At 62.8% G+C, this 18,207-nt stretch carries 17 protein-coding genes; 7 read left to right on the forward strand and 10 right to left on the reverse strand.

Annotated elements, in window-relative coordinates:
* Positions 1 to 52 precede the first annotated feature (52 nt).
* Complete coding sequence (locus ACFFGY_RS06955; RefSeq protein ID WP_377043721.1) at positions 53 to 2,017, forward strand: AsmA family protein; 1,965 nt, start codon at positions 53 to 55, stop codon at positions 2,015 to 2,017.
* A 122-nt stretch (positions 2,018 to 2,139) separates the two neighbouring features.
* On the opposite strand, the gene ACFFGY_RS06960 is transcribed toward ACFFGY_RS06955, so the two are convergent.
* From ACFFGY_RS06960 to ACFFGY_RS06995, 8 genes are all read right to left on the reverse strand, one after another.
* Positions 2,140 to 2,610, reverse strand: a complete 471-nt coding sequence (locus ACFFGY_RS06960) for a 23S rRNA (pseudouridine(1915)-N(3))-methyltransferase RlmH (RefSeq protein ID WP_377044030.1) — start codon at positions 2,608 to 2,610, stop codon at positions 2,140 to 2,142.
* Positions 2,611 to 2,613: 3 nt separating this feature from the next.
* Complete coding sequence (gene rsfS / locus ACFFGY_RS06965) at positions 2,614 to 3,189, reverse strand: ribosome silencing factor (RefSeq protein WP_377043722.1); 576 nt, start codon at positions 3,187 to 3,189, stop codon at positions 2,614 to 2,616.
* Positions 3,190 to 3,202: 13 nt separating this feature from the next.
* On the reverse strand, positions 3,203 to 3,904 hold the full coding sequence (locus ACFFGY_RS06970) for a nicotinate-nucleotide adenylyltransferase (RefSeq protein WP_377044031.1): 702 nt from the start codon (positions 3,902 to 3,904) through the stop codon (positions 3,203 to 3,205).
* A gap of 103 nt (positions 3,905 to 4,007) precedes the next feature.
* On the reverse strand, positions 4,008 to 4,382 hold the full coding sequence (locus ACFFGY_RS06975) for a phage tail fiber protein (RefSeq protein ID WP_377043724.1): 375 nt from the start codon (positions 4,380 to 4,382) through the stop codon (positions 4,008 to 4,010).
* Between the two features lie 21 nt (positions 4,383 to 4,403).
* Positions 4,404 to 5,660 carry a hypothetical protein gene (locus ACFFGY_RS06980; protein ID WP_377043725.1) on the reverse strand — a complete coding sequence of 419 codons (1,257 nt, stop codon included), beginning with the start codon at positions 5,658 to 5,660 and terminating at the stop codon, positions 4,404 to 4,406.
* Positions 5,660 to 8,101 (reverse strand): glycosyl hydrolase family 28-related protein, encoded by a 2,442-nt coding sequence (locus tag ACFFGY_RS06985; protein ID WP_377043726.1) that lies wholly within the window; start codon positions 8,099 to 8,101, stop codon positions 5,660 to 5,662. Before ACFFGY_RS06985 ends, ACFFGY_RS06980 begins: the two co-directional genes overlap by 1 nt.
* A gap of 42 nt (positions 8,102 to 8,143) precedes the next feature.
* Positions 8,144 to 8,794, reverse strand: a complete 651-nt coding sequence (locus ACFFGY_RS06990; protein WP_377043727.1) for a hypothetical protein — start codon at positions 8,792 to 8,794, stop codon at positions 8,144 to 8,146.
* Between the two features lie 110 nt (positions 8,795 to 8,904).
* Positions 8,905 to 9,210, reverse strand: a complete 306-nt coding sequence (locus ACFFGY_RS06995) for a hypothetical protein (RefSeq protein WP_377043728.1) — start codon at positions 9,208 to 9,210, stop codon at positions 8,905 to 8,907.
* Between the two features lie 259 nt (positions 9,211 to 9,469).
* On the opposite strand from ACFFGY_RS06995, the gene ACFFGY_RS07000 reads away from it, so the two are divergent.
* The 6 genes from ACFFGY_RS07000 to ACFFGY_RS07025 all read left to right on the forward strand — a co-directional run bounded on the left by ACFFGY_RS07000 (position 9,470) and on the right by ACFFGY_RS07025 (position 16,192).
* Positions 9,470 to 10,672 (forward strand): pyridoxal phosphate-dependent aminotransferase, encoded by a 1,203-nt coding sequence (locus ACFFGY_RS07000; protein ID WP_377043729.1) that lies wholly within the window; start codon positions 9,470 to 9,472, stop codon positions 10,670 to 10,672.
* A 90-nt stretch (positions 10,673 to 10,762) separates the two neighbouring features.
* On the forward strand, positions 10,763 to 11,965 hold the full coding sequence (locus ACFFGY_RS07005) for a pyridoxal phosphate-dependent aminotransferase (RefSeq protein ID WP_377043730.1): 1,203 nt from the start codon (positions 10,763 to 10,765) through the stop codon (positions 11,963 to 11,965).
* On the forward strand, positions 11,962 to 12,972 hold the full coding sequence (locus ACFFGY_RS07010; protein ID WP_377043731.1) for a GNAT family N-acetyltransferase: 1,011 nt from the start codon (positions 11,962 to 11,964) through the stop codon (positions 12,970 to 12,972). The genes ACFFGY_RS07005 and ACFFGY_RS07010 overlap by 4 nt, the downstream gene beginning before the upstream one ends.
* A gap of 68 nt (positions 12,973 to 13,040) precedes the next feature.
* Positions 13,041 to 13,859 (forward strand): NAD kinase, encoded by an 819-nt coding sequence (locus tag ACFFGY_RS07015; RefSeq protein ID WP_377043732.1) that lies wholly within the window; start codon positions 13,041 to 13,043, stop codon positions 13,857 to 13,859.
* A gap of 45 nt (positions 13,860 to 13,904) precedes the next feature.
* Positions 13,905 to 14,630 (forward strand): trehalose-phosphatase, encoded by a 726-nt coding sequence (gene otsB / locus ACFFGY_RS07020; protein ID WP_377043734.1) that lies wholly within the window; start codon positions 13,905 to 13,907, stop codon positions 14,628 to 14,630.
* A 65-nt stretch (positions 14,631 to 14,695) separates the two neighbouring features.
* Positions 14,696 to 16,192 (forward strand): alpha,alpha-trehalose-phosphate synthase (UDP-forming), encoded by a 1,497-nt coding sequence (locus tag ACFFGY_RS07025; protein WP_377043736.1) that lies wholly within the window; start codon positions 14,696 to 14,698, stop codon positions 16,190 to 16,192.
* Here the strand turns inward: ACFFGY_RS07025 and aat are convergent.
* Both aat and accC read right to left on the reverse strand, forming a co-directional pair.
* On the reverse strand, positions 16,075 to 16,746 hold the full coding sequence (gene aat / locus ACFFGY_RS07030; protein WP_377043737.1) for a leucyl/phenylalanyl-tRNA--protein transferase: 672 nt from the start codon (positions 16,744 to 16,746) through the stop codon (positions 16,075 to 16,077). The genes ACFFGY_RS07025 and aat overlap by 118 nt on opposite strands.
* Before the next feature lie 108 nt (positions 16,747 to 16,854).
* Entirely contained in the window at positions 16,855 to 18,207 is a 1,353-nt protein-coding gene (gene accC, locus ACFFGY_RS07035; protein WP_377043738.1) for an acetyl-CoA carboxylase biotin carboxylase subunit, read from the reverse strand.

Below are 18,207 nucleotides of genomic sequence, written 5' to 3' on the forward strand. Positions count from 1 at the left end.
CGAGGTTCTGGCCTCGTGGGAGCATGGGTGCTCCGTCGGAAAGGGATTGCCGATGTCGCAGCGAAGAGTTCCACGGTGGCTTCTATGGCTCGGCGTTCCGGTCGCGCTGGTGGTGCTCGCAGTGCTGCTGTTTCGCTGGGATTGGCTTATCCCCATCGTGGAAAGCCGGGCCTCGGCGGCGCTGGGCCGGCCGGTCCAGATCGCCCATCTTCAGGTGCACCTGGGTCGGGTGACCGAGGTAACGGCCACGGATGTCCGGGTCGGCAATCCGGACGGCTTTCCTGAGGCGGCCCCACTGGCGCAGGCGCCGCGCGCCACCGTGCAGTTCGATGTCATGGAATACTGGCACAACAAGGCCGTGGTCCTGCCGCTGATCGAGCTGGAACACCCACAGGTTTCTGCCCAGGCTACCGCTGACGGGAAGAACAACTACACTTTCAGCACCGGCAAGCCGGCGGGGGAGGGCGCCCCGGCCGAAAGCAAGAGCGCCATGCCCCGGATCGATGTGTTCCGGATCCTGGACGGCGAAGCCAAGGTGTTGATCCCCCGGCTGAAGGCGGATTTCACCCTGGGCATCGCGACGCGCGACGAAACGACGCCGGAGCCCAGGATCGCGGTAAACGCCAAGGGGACCTATGCCGGGCAGCCGATCACCGGCGAGGCCCTGCTGGGCGGGCTGATCTATTTCCAGGCCCAGGATCGCCCCTGGCCGCTCGACGTGAAGCTCGCGAACGGGCCGACCAACGTGGCGGTAAAGGGAACCATCGCGCATCCGCTGGAACTCCAGGGGGCCGACGTGCAGCTTTTGCTGCGGGGCACGGACATGTCGCTGCTGCAGCCGCTGACAGGCGTTCCCTTTCCGCGGACGCCTAACTTCAGCCTCGGCGGCCGCCTCGATTACGCCGACGGCCGGGCTCGGTTCCGCGATTTCGACGGCAAGGTCGGCAGCAGCGATTTGACCGGCACCATCACGGTCTCCACGGGCGACGACGTTCCCGATGTCACGGCCGACCTGCGTTCGAAGAAGGTGGACCTCGCGGATCTCGGCGGCTTCATCGGTGAAACGCCGGGCAGGACGTCGACGCCCGGTCAGACGGCCCAGCAGCGGCGAGAGGTTGCGAAGGACGAGCAGCGTTCCCGCGTGCTTCCCGATACGCCGATCAGCCTGCCGAAGCTCACGGCCGCCAACGTGCACCTGAAGTACCAGGCGGACAGCATCCTGGGCCGGGACGTGCCCTTCGACGGGATGCGGACCACGATGGACCTCGAGAACGGCGCCATCCGCCTCCACCCGCTCAGCCTTCAGGTCGGCCGCGGGCAGATCAGCGGTGACATCGCGCTGACGCCGCAGGAGAACGACGCCGTGCAGGCGCGCGCGGACGTGCAGTTCCAGCGGGTGGACCTGAGCCGCCTGATGCGTGCCACCGGCTTCCAGGGATCGGGCCTGATCGGGGGGCGTGCGCAGATCAATAGCTCCGGCAAGTCGCTGGCGGACATCCTGGGTCGGGGCAATGGCGCGCTGAGCCTGTCCATGGCCGGCGGTGGGAACCTGAGCGCCCTGCTGGTGGACCTGTCGGGTCTGCGCCTGGGGAACGCGCTCCTGTCCTTCCTGAAGCTGCCGGACCGGACGCAGGTCGAATGCTTCGTAGGGGATTTCTCGCTGCGCAGCGGGCAGCTGGATACCCGCGCCCTTCTCCTGGACACCGAGGATGTCCTGATCACCGGCGACGGCAAGGTCGACCTTGCCCGCGAGCGGATCAACTATCGCATCCGCAGCCAGAGCAAGCATTTCACCATAGGTCAGCTGCCGGCCCCGATCACGATCGGCGGCACTTTCCGCGACCCCGATGTCGGGATCGACGCGACCGAGGCGGCGGCACGGGGTGGCGCGGCGGCGGCCCTGGGAATCCTGGCGGCCCCGCTGGCCATACTGCCGACGATCCAGTTCGGCGTGGGGGATGACAATCGCTGCCAGTCGCTGGTCAGCCGCGGGCAGGGTGGCGCGGGACGGCGCTGAAGCGGACAGTGGGATGTGCGGGCAGCCCGGTGATGAGCCCGGGCTGCCTGATCCGTTCAAGGAGCGTCCGCCGATGAAACCGGACGACCTGACGCAGGGCTGTCGGAGTGCCCTGGGGCGCCTCAGGTGGGGCGCCAACTCCGGTGGTAGGGATGGTTGGTGCGGATGCACTGCGAGCGGAAGAGAGCTTCGGCAAGCAGGGGGCGCACCAGCATGTGGGGCCAGGTCAGGCGCCCGAAGGACAGCCGGAACTGGGCTTCCCGCAGCAGCGCCGGATCGAGACCTTCCGCGCCACCGATCAGGAAGGTCACAGTGCGACCGCTCTCCTCCCAGCGGGCGGTGAGGGCGGCTAGGCCGTCACTGTCCGGTGTTTCCCCGCCCAGGTCCATGGCCACCGTGAGCGCGTCGGCTGGCAAGGCGGCACGTAGGGCCGCTGCTTCCCGCAGGCGCATCTCTCCGGGGCTGCCACTACCCTCCGCCACCTCCTTCAACAGGAGCGGCGGGCGGAGACGAGCGTTGTAGTGCTCAAAGAGGGCGGCCTCCGGACCCTTGCGGGCCCGGCCGACCGCGAGCAGGAGGGACGCGCGCGCGATGGCTCAGTCTTCCGCCTGACCTGCCACGTCGGGCGCCGCACTCTCGGCCAAGGGGCTGTGCGGCCCCCACATCCGCTCAATGGCGTAGGTCAGGCGGGCTTCCGGCTTGAAAAGGTGGATCACCAGATCCCCGGCATCGAGAAGCACCCAGTCCGGGGAGCTTTCCGTCCGGATGCGGCGGATTCCTTCCTTTTCCAGCGCTTCTTCGACATGCGTCGCCATGGCCTGGATCTGCCTGTCAGCAAGACCGGTCGCGATAATCATGCGATCAGCGAAGGAAGAGCGGGTCGAGATGTCCAGGACCACGACGGACTCGGCCTTGTCGTCTTCCAGCGACGCGACGCTGACGCTCACGAGGCGGTCGAGTACGGGCGCCGGAGCCTTGACGCGCTTGGGCGCCCTCGGCTTGGCGGCGGCCTTCGATGCCGCAGGTGCCTTCGCAGGCGCTTCGGTCGTCTCGGCGGGCGCCTTGGCGCGGCTTGCCCTGGGCTTGGCAGGGGCTGCCGCCTCCGCGTCGGCTGGCTTGCGGCGGGTCGACTTTGCTGCGGGCTTCGATGCGGTCACGGGGGCACGGGACATGGCCGGCTTCTCTTCACAGGGCTTGCGTGGCGGTCAACAGGGGAAGGGACGTCACCACGGACGAAGCCTGTTCCTGCCTGCGGTTCTCGGCGTCGCGTATGGCGGTCGAGCTCAGCGCAACTTCGCGCGCCGGGATCAGGGTCCAGCCAGCCTTGCCGCTCGTGGATGGAAGCAAGAGGCGGCGGGGTTTGCGACGGCGGTGCCGTAGCACGGATGCCGCCTTGCCGTGTAGGGATTTTCTGGTCCAGCCCGGTCGGGGAAGAACGGCGAGGGGCGTGTTTGCCGCCAGGCGTCGCCAAGCTCCCCAGCTCGGCAGCTGCCACAGATTGTCCGCTCCGATGATGAAAACGAAGCGCGTGGTTGGGAAGCGCCGCCGGAGCTTGGCCAGGGTTCGCTCGGTCCGACGGTACCCCAGCTTCAGCTCGATATCCGTGGCGATTACGTGGACGCCGTCCGCCATAAGTTGTGCCGAGGCCAAGCGCTCGGGAAAGGGCGCCATGCCGCTCCAAGATTTCAGGGGATTGCCAGGGGAGACGAGCAGCCAGACGGCATCCAGGCCCAGGGCCTTCCTTGCCGCTTCCGCCACCGCCTGGTGACCCGCATGGGCCGGATTGAAGGAGCCACCGAGCAGGCCGATGCGGCGCTGGCGCCGGTCCCCAAATGGACCGGGGGCTGCGATCGACCGTGTCAGATGCGTCCCTTTCCGTTCGTCCAGCCCCCGCCCATCGTCCCGGAGGCCTGTTGGGCAGCAGCTTTAAGGGATGTCCCGGCACTCTGCCAGGGGAGGGCAGTAGCCGCCCCTGGCAGAGCGGATCACGTCAGGTGGGGGTGACCACCAGGTTGTTGGCGGAGATGGTCACCGTCCCGGCGCTGCTCATCGCCACCGGCTGGGACAGAGCCATAAAGGTCAGGGGGTTACCGCCTGAGGCAGCATCGTAGAGCCCGATATGGGTCAGCGTTCCGGCCGAGGCACTGAAGACGAAACGCAGCGCTTCTGCGTTCTTCTGGGCGCCGCTGCCGTTGAAGACCACGCGCTGACGGGCATAACCAGTGCCTGCCGGTTCTCCCGTCACACCCTGCGCCGCCGTGCCACCGGTGCCGAGGGCTGCATAAACGTTGGCAGGCGGCGTCGGCACCCGGCCGCACAGGGTGCGGGCGAGGAGATCGCGGGCGAAGTCGGTGAGATCGCTCATTTCCTTGATCCTTTCCGGTGTTCAGCTGACGACGGAGAGAGATGCCAGATCGGCATCCGTCATACGCAGTGGATGGTGGCGCAGCAGTTGGACCTGCCCGTTCAGCACCTGGGTGCCGCTGGTCGAACCCTGCCCAAGCAGAAGCCGCCCCGGCGTGAAGGTGCCTGTCGAAACGGTCTTTGCCGCCGCACCGGACAGCGCGGCGGAGTAGCCGGTGCTGTCCCAGGAAAAGGCAGCACGGAACGCGGTGTTGGCCGCCACGGTCCCGAGCGACAGCGAGGTCGCCGACCCATTATCCAGCCCGGCGACCAGGGCGCCGCCGGAGCCGCTGCGAAGGGCAAAACGCGGGCTGTCCGTGCCGTTGTCCAGCTGCCACACACCCTGGCTGCCTGTTCCCGTGGCAAGCTGCGGCAGCACGGCCTGCACGACGATCGTGCCGGCCGTACCGAATCCCCCCGAACGGCTCCAGAACGCCTTGTCGAGGTTGCGGACCGACGCCTGAGGAGAGCTGGCGACTGGCAGGATCGGTGCCGTTGGCGTTGCGCCTTTCTCGACCTGCGGTGCGCCGTAGCGGAAGGTGACGTTGATCACGGCACCAGACGAGTAGTTGAGGTAGATCAGTGGTTTCGTCGACGTCATATCCGACTTGTTGAAGGTCGTCGTGTAGACATGCCGGCTGTCGCGCAGCTTGCCAGTGCCGGGCGTGATGCTGGTGGTGAGATAGGTGACGGTGCTCGCCGCGTGTTGGCCGATCTGGAGATTGACGGCGCTGATGCCGCTCAGCGATCCGGCGACGACGGAAAGGTAGCCAGAGGTTGTCCAGACCTCCCCGCTCGCGGCCGTGATGATCCCTGCGACCTCGGGTGCCCAGTTGACAGAGGAACCCGCCTGCGTCGCCGTACCTGAGACCTTCAGGTCTACAAAGGGAATGCCGTCCTCGTAGCCCGTCCCCACGATGGCGATGGCAAGGCCGTGAGCCGTGCCGAGTTTCCAGTTGGTCGGAGCAACCCCCGGCGTGCCTGCCGTGGCTCCCTCGCACCGGGGATTTCTGATGCCGTTGGTCCTGCTTTCCTCGATCAGCAGGCCGTTGAGCTGTCCGAAGCGGGGTAGACCCGCTCCGACGTCGATCAGAGCTCCAGTGGCATCGTAGCCCTCCCCCTGGGTGTCGCGCGTGAAGGAAAGAAGCGTGGACAGGGTTCTACTCGACACGAGTGTCGTCCAGGCAGGAACTGTTGCTGCCTGCCCGACCGCAAGGAAAGCCGGGAATGCACCCAGCATCAGGCGACTCCCGCACCGGACAGGTGGCAAACCTTGGTGGTGCCGTTGTCCGGTGAGTAGACCAGGAGACTGGCGACACCGTTCGCCTTGATCTTCGTGTAACCCTCGGAGTTCAGAGGCGTGCTGCTGCTGAAGTTCGCCAGGCTGATCGGCAGGTCACCTCCGGTGCGGTTCACCACCATGCAGGAGAACCCCGTACCCGTGGCGGCCCAGTCGATCGACAGCGTGGTGCCCGATCCCGCCAGGAGCATGCGGTTGTTGTGGGCGGCGAAGGTCAGGGCCGTCGCGCCGCCGAGCGTCAGTTGTGCGAGGCGGCGCTCGGTTACCTGGCCATCCACGTACTGGCGCGTGGCGGCGTGCATCGCGGCGGTGGGATCGGCGGCGAGAAGAAGAGGGCCGCTCAACGTCACAGTGCCATCCGCCGAGATGCGGAGGCGTTCCACGATGCTCGACCCGCGCCGAACGTCCAGCGTCAGTGCCCCGGCCTCGCTGCCGGAGGTGATGGTGTCGGAGAAAGCCGAGATCCGCGCGTAGATGTTTTCCGCGCTGGCGCTGTTCATGCCGGTGAAGTGGAGATTGGCCAGGCGGTCGCCGGCCGCGGGAGCAACGGAAAGGCGACGGAACTGTACCGACAGCGGCGCGGTGGCGTTGCCGGGAGAGCCCAGGTCAATGCCGCCGTTCGGGTTCGTGCCGGGGTCACCACCAATCGAAAGGTTGCCGCCCGCCCATCCATTGGACAGAAAGTATGCGGCCTGATCCGCCGAGTTCGCGATGTTGATGCGACCACCAGCAGTGGCCGAGCGCCGGCGCACCGTCACGATGCCATCGGCACCGATGTCCATGCGTCTGGTCTGCCCGAGAGCCGCACTCGGAAAGGTGTGGAACTCCAGACTGCCAGCGGAAAGGCGGCCAACGCCACCGCCTTCCCGGGTTCCCAGCATGATCACCCGCTGCATGGCCGCGTCAGATGCGGCAGTCAGGGTGGCAGAGCGCAGATCCGTCCCCAGCAGAGTCAGGTTCGATGCATTGGCACCGATGTAAACAATGTTGGTGGATCCATCCCCGTAAAGATTGCCGCCTACCGTGAGTTCGCAGGCATCCAGCGTGAGCGAACCATTTTGGAGATCGACGGTGCGATTGGAGCCGCCATTCACGCTCACCCCAACGAACTGGTTCGAGTCGTCACCCGTGGTGTCGACGAGGATGGTGGTGCCCTGCGACGACAGGAACCCGCCGACCCACTTCGTCCGGAAGGCGCTGTTGGTGATCTTCACACCGACGGTCAAGGGGTCGGCGACGCTCAGGTGATTGTCGACGGAACAGTTATGGCACTGGATCGCTGCCGCCGCCGTGCCGAAGCTGAACCCGGTATCGTAGCCGTAGGCGAAGCAGTTGATCAGCTCCGCCACGTCCGAGTTCTCGACCTGGAAAGCCGTGCCCGTACGGCGATTGTTCCAGACCCAGAGCGTACCACCGCTCGTGTAGCCAGCGGCGTAGGTAGAGCCCTGAAGGTCCACCACCTTGTCCGAGACGACCGTGGCGGTGAAGCGGCCGTTGGCGGCGCGCAAACCGAGACAGCCGCTCACGTTGATAAGGTCGCCGGTTACCAGGTTGTGGGCGGAACTGGTCGTGAGGCGGATGAGGCCTGAACCATTATTGGCAACGGCGGATACTGCGAAGCTCACCAGGGAGACGTTGCTAAGATTTCCGGTCAGGAACGGCCAGAAGTGAACATTGCGGATATGCGTGATGTCATACGAGTGGTTGATCCGGATCCCATTGCGGTTGTCACCAATCACCTCACGGATCTTCGCGCGCGCGGCGTAGTCGCTCAGGATCGCCAGATCGAAGCCGAGAACGAGGACGTTCTCGACCTTGGCATCCGTTCCCGGTGCGTCGCTTCCACTACCAATGGTAATGGCCGTGCCAGCAAAGGATTGAACGAAGTTGATGCCCTCACGCATCGTCTTGGGCGGCGTAAGACCGGAACGAAGAACGGCCACGTCCTGCAGGCCGGAGTTCCGCGCCAGGCGGATGGTGCTGGCAGGATCGACGATCAGCGCGAACACCACAACGCTGTAGTCGCCCGACACGCGTTGCGCACCGACGGACAGGTTGCCCTGAAGCGTGACGTTCGCCTTGATCTGAAGTTCCGCGCTTTTCACCAGGTACCGCTTGGGGCCCAGGAGAACCGTGCCGCCACCCTGCGCCGCTGCGGCATCGATCGCAGCCTGAATGGCCTTGACATCGTCGGTGGTGCCGTCACCGACGGCGCCGTAGTCCCTGACGTGCAATGGCCGCTCGGCCTGGACGGAGGCGCGGAACTGGCTCATGGTCGCGCGCCGGGTTTCCTGCGTTGCGCCAACCTGAACCAGTGGTGCGAAATCGGTGTCCGACAGCGCTGAAGCGGCCGGAAGATCGCTGATCCTGACATCTGCCATGGTGTTGTTCCTGCGCTTGAGCGTTTGACGAAGGAGTTGCGGTCAGAGCACGAGGCGATTACGGCTCTCGGTCAGAAGCGCGGCGCTGTTCTCGGTCATCACCCCAGGTCTTGAGGTCACCGAGAAGCTTGGCGAAACGTCGAAGAGACTGCTGTCAGCCACGTCCTCTACCCTGAGCGTGTAGCCAGTGCCGATCTTCGGGCTGAGAAGCTGAGCCGTGGCACGCCCGGCAACAACGGAACTGGTGACGGGGCCAGTCACCGTGGCCTGAGCTGAATCCAGGATCGTGAAGCGAACGGATTGGGAATCGCCCGCCACCGTTGCTGCCACCGACAGAGTCGTTCCGGGCAGAATATACAGCGGCAGGGCGTCAAGCCGGAGGCTGCGCACCGCGGTCACGACCGAAGTCGTCACGGCGAACGATGCCGATGCCGTGCACACGAAGTCCAGGCGCGCTGAGCTGCTGTCTAAGATCAGACCGCTGCCCACGGATCCTCCGGATCGCACCGGCAGGAACGCCATGCTGTCGGAGGCGCGGAGGATGATAATATCGCCGGACGACAGGATGTTCGCGGCCGCACTGAAGTAGCCGGGTAAAAGAACTGTGGCTCGGCTGTCGGACGTTTCGTAGTACCAGAGTTGGAAGCCGCCTCCCTCGATCAAAGCGAGCAGGCGTGTTGACTCGAAGGGCATGCAGACTCCTCTGCTGTTCGACTGCCTGCCCTCTCAGAGCGACAGCGTCTCGAGAGAAGGCCCTGTTGTCAGGTCGTCAGTTCCTGTGGCCCCACTGCCAGTCCCCTGGTTCAGGTGAGGGCCGCAGTCGTGGTCACGCCGAAGGAGGCCGCTGCTAGGCGCGAAAAACTCAGCGGAGCAACGGAGGTATCGAGCACGAGGCCGTTTCCGACAACAGCTGTGTCCCGTACAGGAAGAAAGGAAAGTCCATCGGAAGCATGAAGTATGATGACGTCGCCGGCTTTTACGCTGCCGCTGACGGAAGAGAAGTAGTTCAGCGCAAGAACAGCGGCGCGGCTGTCCGTGGTGTTGTAGTTCCACAAGGTGAACTGCCCTTGCCGAACCAGAGGCGTAAAGCTGGCTGAGGTGAAGGCCATCGGGTTCCTCTTCCATACGGATGCGGGTGCACCCGTCCAGGCCTGCCGGAACAGGGCAGGGGGATGGTGGGCGCAAGAAGGGCGTTGATGGGTATCATGTAGCGCAACACCTCCTCCAAAGTCAAGGAATTTATTCCTTTCAGCCAGCCGTAAGGGCTGGAGAAAGTCCCATTTGCCCGTTGCCTGACCGCGTGAACTTGCCCCGGCTGAACCAAGCAACTAGCCTGCCTGCTGCACCGCAAATCAGATTGAAGATGCCATGACGCTCACTGCTGCTCGCCTTGACAGAGTTGCTCCTTCCCAGACCATTGCGGTCACCGCAAAAGCGCGCCAGCTGAAGGCTGCGGGTCGGAACGTCATCAGCCTGAGCGTGGGAGAGCCGGACTTCGAGACGCCTCGCAACGTCAAGGACGCTGCCATCCGCGCCATTGAAGAGGGCGACACCAGGTACACGGATGTTGCCGGTACCCTGGCCTTGCGAAAGGCAGTCGCGGCGAAGTTCAAGCGTGACAACAACCTCGACTACTCTCCGGAGGAGATTGTTGTCTCCACGGGCGGCAAGCAGGTCATCTTCAATGCCCTGCTTGCCACCGTCGATGCGGGCGACGAGGTCATCATCCCGGCGCCATGCTGGGTTTCGTACCCGGACATCGTCGAGTTGGCGGAAGGCAAGCCCGTCATCGTGCCGGCTGGGCAGAACCAGGGCTTCAAGATCACCGCGGCGCAGCTCGAAGCCGCGATCACGCCGCGAACGAAGTGGGTCATCCTCAACAATCCCTGCAATCCGACCGGTGCCGCGTACAGCCGGGAGGAGTTGAAGTCCCTGACCGACGTCCTGATGCGGCACCCTGATGTCTGGGTCTTCACGGACGACATCTACGAGAAGCTGGTATACGGCGGCTTCGAGTTCGCGACGGTGGCCGAGGTCGAGCCCGGCTTGCGCGAGCGGACGCTGACCATGAACGGTTGCTCAAAGGCCTATGCGATGACGGGCTGGCGCATCGGCTTCGCTGGCGCTCCGGTTGGGCTGATCAAGGCCATGGACAAGCTGCAGGGACAGAGCACCTCCAACACCAGCAGCATCTCGCAGGCAGCTGCTGTCGAGGCGTTGATCGGGCCCCAGGACAGCGTCGAGGAAATGCGCCAAGCCTTCGAGCGCCGGCGCGATCTGGTGGTGCGGCTGCTGAACGAAGCTCCCGGTGTCCGGTGCGCCACTCCGGATGGAGCGTTCTACGTTTTTCCGGACATCCACGGCTGCATCGGCAAGGTCACGGCGTCGGGTAAGACGATCGACAGTGACGAGGCCTTCGTGACCGCCTTGCTCGAGGATGAGGGTGTCGCGGCCGTGCACGGAGGGGCCTTCATGTTCCCCGGTCACTTCCGGGTTTCCTACGCAACCTCCGACGACGTGTTGGTGGACGCCTGTAACCGCATCAAGCGCTTCTGCGAGGGACTGCGCTAAGCCTCAGGCCTGGCGACTGCCCCTGGCTGCAACGAGTTGGGATGTGGTATCACATTGCAACCACGTTGCAGCCAGGATCCTTGTTTCGTTATGCCTGCCCTCGCCGAACGTTTGAGAAATGTCCAGGTCGCCGCCTCGGTGGCCATGACGACCAAGGTGCGCGAATTGTCCGCGCAAGGTCACGCCGTGATCAGCCTCACGATCGGTGAGCCCGACTTTGCGACGCCGAGACATGCGGTGGACGCTGCCTACGAGGCAGCACTGGCTGGCCAGACGAAGTACCCGCCGATGGATGGCACGAAGGCCCTCAAGGAGGCCATCCAACGCAAGTTCCTGCGGGACAACAATCTTCGCTACGAACTCAACGAGATCATGGTTGCCAATGGAGGCAAGCAGATCATCACGGACGCCTTCTTCGCGACCTGCGACGTTGGCGACGAGGTGCTGATCCCTTCACCGTACTGGATCAGCTACGCCCAGCAAGCCAGGTTGGCAGGGGCGACGCCCCGCTTCATCGAGTGTTCCCAGAACAATGGCTTCAAGCTGCGTCCCGAGGACCTCGAGGCGGCGATTACACCGCGAACCAAGTGGCTCATCCTGAATTTTCCGAACAATCCGACCGGTGCAGCATGTTCGCGTGCGGAGATGCAGGCACTCGCGGAAGTGCTCCTGCGGCACCCGCACCTGTGGATCATGTCGGACGACATGTACGAGCACCTCGTGTACGATGACTTCGAGTTCTGCACGATCGCTGAAGTCGAGCCCAGGTTGCGAGATCGGGTTCTGACGTTGAACGGCGCGTCCAAGACCTACGCCATGACGGGGTGGCGCATCGGCTACGCAGGTGGGCCATCGGCGTTGATCCGCGCTATGACCAACATTCAAGGCCAACTCACCGGCGGTGTCAGCAGTGTCGGCCAGGCCGCCGCGGCTGCCGCCCTGGACGGCCCTCAGGACCTGATTCGGGAGCGTGCCAGGGCGTACCGGGAGCGACGTGACCTGGCTTTGTCCATCCTGGCGGAGGCTCCGGGACTGCACTGTCACAAGCCGGAAGGGGCGTTCTACCTTTATCCGAACGTCGCTGGCTGTCTTGGTCGCACGTCGCACGGAGGAAGGTTGATCCAGACGGATGCCGATCTCGCCATGGCGCTTCTCGAGGAGAAGCATGTCGGCACGGTGGCGGGGAGCGCCTATGGCGTTAGCCCTTACCTGCGGTTGTCCTACGCGACGGATACGGCAACCCTCACCGAGGCCTGTGGGCGGATCGTCGCCTTCTGCAAGGATCTTAGATGACTTGCCTGATCCGGCCAGGTCGAGACTCTGATGCCCAAAGCTTCATCCGCCTGATTGGCGACTCCTGGTCGGAATATCCCAATTGCATCCTCGACGTGGATGGCGAGAACCCGGAACTCAAAGCCCTCGCGACCTACTTCGCGCATGCCCAGGGAATGCTCTGGGCAGCTGAGGACGAGGGGCAGATCACGGGAATGATTGGCACGAAGCCCACTCAGCATGACGAAGCCTGGGAGATATCCCGTGTCTACGTGCGGCCTGAACGGCGTGGATCGGGCCTGGCCCACAAACTTCTGGATACGGCCGAACGGTTTGCCTCGGAAGCAGGTGCCGCGCGTCTGGTTCTATGGACGGACACCAGGTTTGATGCTGCCCATGCCTTCTATGAGAAGAGAGGCTATGTTCGCTCCGGCTCTATCCGCATCCTCGACGATGCGTCGAAATCTCTGGAATTCAGGTACGCGAAGCCGCTTCGTGACCTGACGGTGGAAATTCTCGACGCCGCCGCAGCAAGCAGTGCGGAACGCCGCCTCATGCAGATCTCCCAAGATGCTCACGACGCCGGGCGGGAGAACACAGGGCATTACGCGCCTGCCGAGCGGACAAAGGAATACTGGCGCAAAGTGTCCTCGGATGCTGCCGTGGGGAAGTGTCTCCTTTTGGCGGCCTGGCTCGATGGTCAGATGATGGGAACTATTCAGATCCGGCTTGCGCAGACCGCCCAGACTCGCCATCGAGCCGAGTTGACGGATCTGCTCATCCATCCGTCCGCTGGCGCACGAGGCTTGGACGTCGCGCTGATCCAGCGCGCAGAACAGGCAGCGCGCGGGATTGGGCGGCAGCTGATCAGCGCCAGGATTCTCGAAGACAGCAAGCTCCAGTCCTTGTTTCTCGGTGGAGATTGGACACTTGGAGGTAGGTTGCCCGACTACGTCCGGGACGGCCCGGGTGAAGGTCGGGCAATCTTGTTTTTCTGGAAGTCGCTTCAGGTAAGCACTGCTCAGTGACCTGTCGGCCAAACCCCGATTGAAGCTTTGTTGTACCTGAAGATGCGGCCAAACTCTGGAGAGCACTCGTGAATGACACGTCAGAACATGCTTTCTCAGAAGGCCGTATCCCGGCGTCCCGCCTTGAGGGGCGGGTCGCGTTCCAATGTGCCGGTACCGACAAGGCGAAGTCCGCCACGAGGAAGCTGATTGCTTCCTACGGGAATGCGGAGTTGGAGAACGCCAAGGTCGTAGTGGCATTGGGTGGGGATGGCTGCATGCTGGAAACACAGCACAGGATCCTCGGCCTTAACATTCCTGTCTACGGTATGAACTGCGGAAGCGTGGGCTTTCTCATGAACGAGTTTCGGGAGGACAATCTCCTAGATCGTTTATCCGTGGCACAGGCGACAACGGTTCACCCGCTGCGTATGCGTGCTCATTCGGCTGACGGCGTGATGCACGACGGGCTGGCTATCAACGAGGTCTCGTTGCTGCGTGAAGCCAGGCAAGCGGCCAAGATACAGATCAGAGTGGACGGGAAAATCAGACTGCCGGAACTGATCTGCGACGGCGTGCTGGTTAGTACGCCCGCCGGAAGTACTGCCTATAACCTTTCTGCCCACGGGCCGATTGTTCCACTCGACTCTCACCTGCTTCCATTAACACCCATCAGCGCTTTCCGGCCCCGGCGATGGCGCGGAGCCCTGCTGCCTGGGAAAGCCGAGGTCGTTTTCGACATTCTGGAAAGAGACAAACGTCCCGTTGCGGCTGTGGCCGACTATACCGAAGTGCGCGACGTGGTGCGTGTCGAAGTACGCGAGGATCGATCGGTTGCACTGACCATGTTGTTCGATCCAGACCATGGACTGAGCGAAAGAATCATCGCGGAACAGTTCACGGCCTGAGAGCGGATGTGGCCGGAGCATCAAAAGCTTAAAAGGAAGATTGTGGTGAAAAAGCTTCCGGGTAATCCTGCGAACAATACAGCCTTGTTCCTCGACTTCGACGGAACGCTGGTAAATATCGCGGAAAAGCCTGAACTCGTCGTCGTGCCGGACGATCTCCTGGCCACGCTCAGCAAATTATCTGCCAAATTGGATGGTGCGCTGGCTATTGTCACCGGACGTGGGTTGGACGTCATCAGATCATTCCTGCCCTTGCCGGGACTGGTGGTCGCGGCAGAGCATGGCGCTCTTCTTGATCCACCAAGTGCAAGTTCTGCAACCCTCCCGGTACCGCCGGCAGAGTGGCGTCGTGCATTTGAGCAGTTTGTGCAGTCTCATCCTGGCGCTCTGGCTGAGCACAAGGTTCACGGGCTTGTTCTTCATTTTCGCTTGGCACCGGATGCCGCGGATGCCGCCAGGTGCCTCGCTGAGGAACTAGTATCCCAGGATCGCGAGAAATTCCGCGTAGTGCCTGCTCACGCCGCCGTCGAGATCAGACCTGTTGGGGCAGATAAAGGGCGGGCGGTGCGTTCCCTGATGCAGCGCGACGTTTTTCGGCGTCGTGTGCCTATTTTCATCGGTGACGACGTTACTGATGAGGATGGAATTTCAGCGTGTCAGGAGTTGAGTGGTACTGGCTATCGCATACCGGAAGATTTCGATGGCAGTCCGGATGAACTTCGCGCTTGGTTGCAACGCTGGGCGGGTGAGGATGTTAGCAGTGCTGTCTAGCGAAGTACTTCTTACGTGCAGCTGCTGATAATTCTCTCTTGTTGCAAGTTGAAGGGGTTTGAACTGTGGGGCGTCTGGTCGTCGTATCCAACCGGGTCGCAATTCCAAGACGCGAGGATTCACCTTCCGCCGGCGGTCTGGCTGTCGCACTCAAGGAGGTGTTCAGCCAGCGCGGGGGGTTGTGGTTCGGCTGGAGCGGTCAGGTCGTAGCGGGCGAAGCCGGTGACGCCAAAACGGTTAAGCGTCACAACGTAGACTACACTGTTTTCGACCTCAACGAAGATGCTTATCGTGGCTACTATGTTGGTCATTCCAACGGCGTTTTGTGGCCTTTGTTTCACTTCCGCCTCGGCTTGCTGACCTACGATCGCAGCCAGGCTGAAGTTTATCGGCAGGTAAATCGTGATTTCGCGCGCAGGCTGATGCCACTTCTGAAGCCGGACGATACCATCTGGGTTCACGACTATCAGCTCATTCCGCTCGGTTCCGAACTGCGCGCGCTTGGGGCGAAGCAACGCATTGGGTATTTCCACCATATTCCATTCCCTCCTTATGCGCTGTTTTCTGCACTTCCTGATGCCGATCAGATCCTGCACGATCTCCTGTCGTACGACCTCGTCGGTGTTCAGTCTCGTCGAGATCTGCAGGGCTTGGTGGATTGCATGAACCAAGGAACCGGAATGCAGGTTCCGGTGGACGAGAAGATCCGCTTCAGGGGACGTGAAACATCGCTTGAGGCACATGCTATAGGCATCGCCACACAAGAGTTTGCCGAGACGGCGGCCAAGGCATCCCGCGGGTCGGAAACCAGGCGGTTGGTTGCAAGCCTGACGGGTCGGGAACTCGTCATTGGCGTAGAGCGCCTGGATTACACGAAGGGTCTTCCTGAACGGCTGAAGGCCTTTGCCGCGTTGCTGTCCGCTTACCCGGAGCATCGTGGGAATGTCACTTATCTGCAGGTGGCGGCAAAATCGCGCGACGACATCGAGAGCTACAGGGATCTGAGGCGGGAGATCGACCGTCTCGCTGGAACAATCAACGGGGATTACGCCGATCCGGATTGGACCCCCGTGCGCTACGTTGCCCGGGCTTTGTCGCGTGACTGCCTCGCGGGATTTTATCGTGTTGCGAGGGTCGGCTTGGTCACACCTCTGCGGGATGGTATGAATTTGGTGGCGAAAGAGTATGTCGCTGCCCAGGATCCGAAGAACCCTGGTGTTCTCGTATTGTCACGCTTCGCCGGTGCTGCGGAAGGCATGCCTGAGGCACTCCAGGTCAATCCACTTGATCCGGAAAGAATGGCAGCGGCCTTGCACACAGCTCTCAACATGCCTTTGGAGGAGCGGCGAGAGCGGCATGGAGCGATGATGCGTCGGCTCGAGGCTAACACCGTTTCGGACTGGGCAAAGAGCTTCCTGCATTCTCTTGAGGGCGAGAAAGCTGATCAATCGTCCGAGCCGCTGGAGCGTATTGCCGCTACTTCTTCGGAGAGTGCCGCTGATGTCAGGTCGGGTTCCCAGCGCGCCAGCGTACGCAAGGCTAAGCCAAGGCGGGCTTTGTAATCGGCCTGAGGTATTTCGATCGCACCAAACTGCCGAAGATGAGCTGTAAGAAACTGTGTGTCGAGCAGTGTAAAGCCACCTCGCCGTAAGCGGACGACGAGGTGAACCAAAGCGACCTTTGACGCTTCGCGTTCTCTCGAGAACATGCTTTCGCCGAAAAATGCGCTTCCTATCCGTACGCCGTACAGACCGCCGACAAGAAGGCCATCGCGATAAACTTCGATGGAATGCGCGTGTCCCAGATAATGGAGGCTGTTGAAGAGCCGCTCCACTTCCGGATTTATCCAGGAATCTTCCCGACCGGGTGCGGGCTCAGCACAGCCTTGTACAACACTGCTAAAGTCCTGGTCGGCTTTGACTTGGAAGCCGGCATTGTTGACCGTTCTGGCCAACCGTCGAGGAAGGTGAAAATGATCCAATGGCAGAATGCCGCGCTGTTCCGGATCGAGCCAGAACAGGCGGCTGGATCTGCGGCCCTCCGCCATTGGGAACAGGCCGGCGGCATAAGCGCGTAAGACGAGCTCGGGAGTGATCACTGCACTGGGCCTGCTCATGGCGCTGCCCTGAACTTGGCTTGCAGGTTGGCACTCACTGCCGTGCGTCGGCAGCGGGCGCTCTTCTCAAGCCTGTATGCCTGAGAAGAGCGCGTTCCGTAAAACAACTTAGTGGCTGTTGCTTTGCTGGGAGACAAACTTCTCCAGCCAGTGAATCGTGTAATCGCCTGACACGAAGTCTGGCGCGTCCATGATCTTCTGGTGCAGCGTGATCGTGGTGTTGATGCCATCCACCACCATCTCGTCCAAGGCCCGTTTTGCTCGAGCGATAGCCTCGGCACGGCTTGAGCCGTAAACGATCAGCTTCGCAACGAGGCTATCGTAGTAAGGCGGCACATTGTAGCCGGCGTAAAGCGCGCTATCCATGCGCACCCCCAGGCCACCAGGTGCATGGTAGGTCGTGACGCGGCCGGGACTGGGCGCGAAGGTGAGGGGGTCCTCCGCGGTAATCCGGCACTCAATGGCGTGCCCCTGAAGTCGGACGTCCTTCTGTTCGTAGCCGAGCGGTTCGCCAGCGGCGATCCGGATCTGCTCACGTACCAGGTCGATGTTGCACACCATCTCCGTCACCGGGTGCTCGACCTGCAGTCGGGTGTTCATCTCGATGAAAGCGAACTGGCCGTCCTGCCAAAGGAACTCCAGGGTTCCGGCATTGCGATAGCCCAGCTTTTTCAGGGCATCTGTGACGGTGTTCCCAAGAGCTGAACGATCCGCCTCCGTCAGCACGGGGCTGCCCGCCTCTTCCACCAGCTTCTGGTGACGGCGTTGCAGGGAGCAATCCCGCTCACCCAGGTGAACGACGTTCCCGTGGTTGTCGGCAATGATCTGCATCTCGATGTGCCGCGGACGGTCGAGATACTTTTCCATGTAAACGGCATCGTCGCCGAACGCGGCCTTGGCTTCCGCGCGTGCGATCCGCCAGGCCTCTTCGAGCTCCTCCGGCCCCCGCGCCACCTTCATGCCACGTCCGCCACCCCCCGCGGCCGCCTTGATGAGGACGGGGTACATGATGGCATTGGCCACCTCCTGGGCTTCCTCGAGGGAAGCCAGGGCGCCGGGCGAGCCCGGAACAAGCGGCACCCCAAGGCGCCGCATGGCGTCCTTGGCCGCGATCTTGTCGCCCATCATCCGGATGTGCTCGGCCGTCGGTCCGATAAAGGTCAGGCCATGCGCCTCCACCATCTCGGCGAAGCGCGCGTTCTCGCTCAGAAAGCCGTAGCCGGGGTGAATGGCCTCAGCACCGGTGATGGTCGCCGCTGCGAGTATGGCCGCGACGTTCAGGTAGCTTTCGCGGGGCGAGGGAGGGCCGATGCAAACGCTCTCATCCGCCAGCCGCACGTGCATGGCGGTCGCATCGGCGGTCGAGTGTACGGCCACCGTGCGGATGCCCATTTCTTGGCAGGCACGGTGAATACGCAGTGCAATCTCGCCGCGGTTGGCAATCAGTATTTTGCGGAACAC

The sequence above is a fragment of the Roseomonas elaeocarpi genome (genome assembly GCF_042433915.1).
In the GTDB taxonomy this organism is placed as follows: domain Bacteria; phylum Pseudomonadota; class Alphaproteobacteria; order Acetobacterales; family Acetobacteraceae; genus Roseomonas; species Roseomonas elaeocarpi.

Bases quoted from the DNA above. Each gene is read 5' to 3' on its own strand.
- ACFFGY_RS06955 (WP_377043721.1), top strand. From the start codon at position 53: ATGTCGCAGCGAAGAGTTCCACGGTGGCTTCTATGGCTCGGCGTTCCG.
- rsfS (WP_377043722.1), bottom strand. From the start codon at position 3,189: ATGTCCCGTGCCCCCGTGACCGCATCGAAGCCCGCAGCAAAGTCGACC.
- ACFFGY_RS06975 (WP_377043724.1), bottom strand. From the start codon at position 4,382: ATGAGCGATCTCACCGACTTCGCCCGCGATCTCCTCGCCCGCACCCTG.
- ACFFGY_RS06980 (WP_377043725.1), bottom strand. From the start codon at position 5,660: ATGCTGGGTGCATTCCCGGCTTTCCTTGCGGTCGGGCAGGCAGCAACA.
- ACFFGY_RS06985 (WP_377043726.1), bottom strand. From the start codon at position 8,101: ATGGCAGATGTCAGGATCAGCGATCTTCCGGCCGCTTCAGCGCTGTCG.
- ACFFGY_RS06990 (WP_377043727.1), bottom strand. From the start codon at position 8,794: ATGCCCTTCGAGTCAACACGCCTGCTCGCTTTGATCGAGGGAGGCGGC.
- ACFFGY_RS06995 (WP_377043728.1), bottom strand. From the start codon at position 9,210: ATGGCCTTCACCTCAGCCAGCTTTACGCCTCTGGTTCGGCAAGGGCAG.
- ACFFGY_RS07000 (WP_377043729.1), top strand. From the start codon at position 9,470: ATGACGCTCACTGCTGCTCGCCTTGACAGAGTTGCTCCTTCCCAGACC.
- ACFFGY_RS07005 (WP_377043730.1), top strand. From the start codon at position 10,763: ATGCCTGCCCTCGCCGAACGTTTGAGAAATGTCCAGGTCGCCGCCTCG.
- ACFFGY_RS07010 (WP_377043731.1), top strand. From the start codon at position 11,962: ATGACTTGCCTGATCCGGCCAGGTCGAGACTCTGATGCCCAAAGCTTC.
- aat (WP_377043737.1), bottom strand. From the start codon at position 16,746: ATGAGCAGGCCCAGTGCAGTGATCACTCCCGAGCTCGTCTTACGCGCT.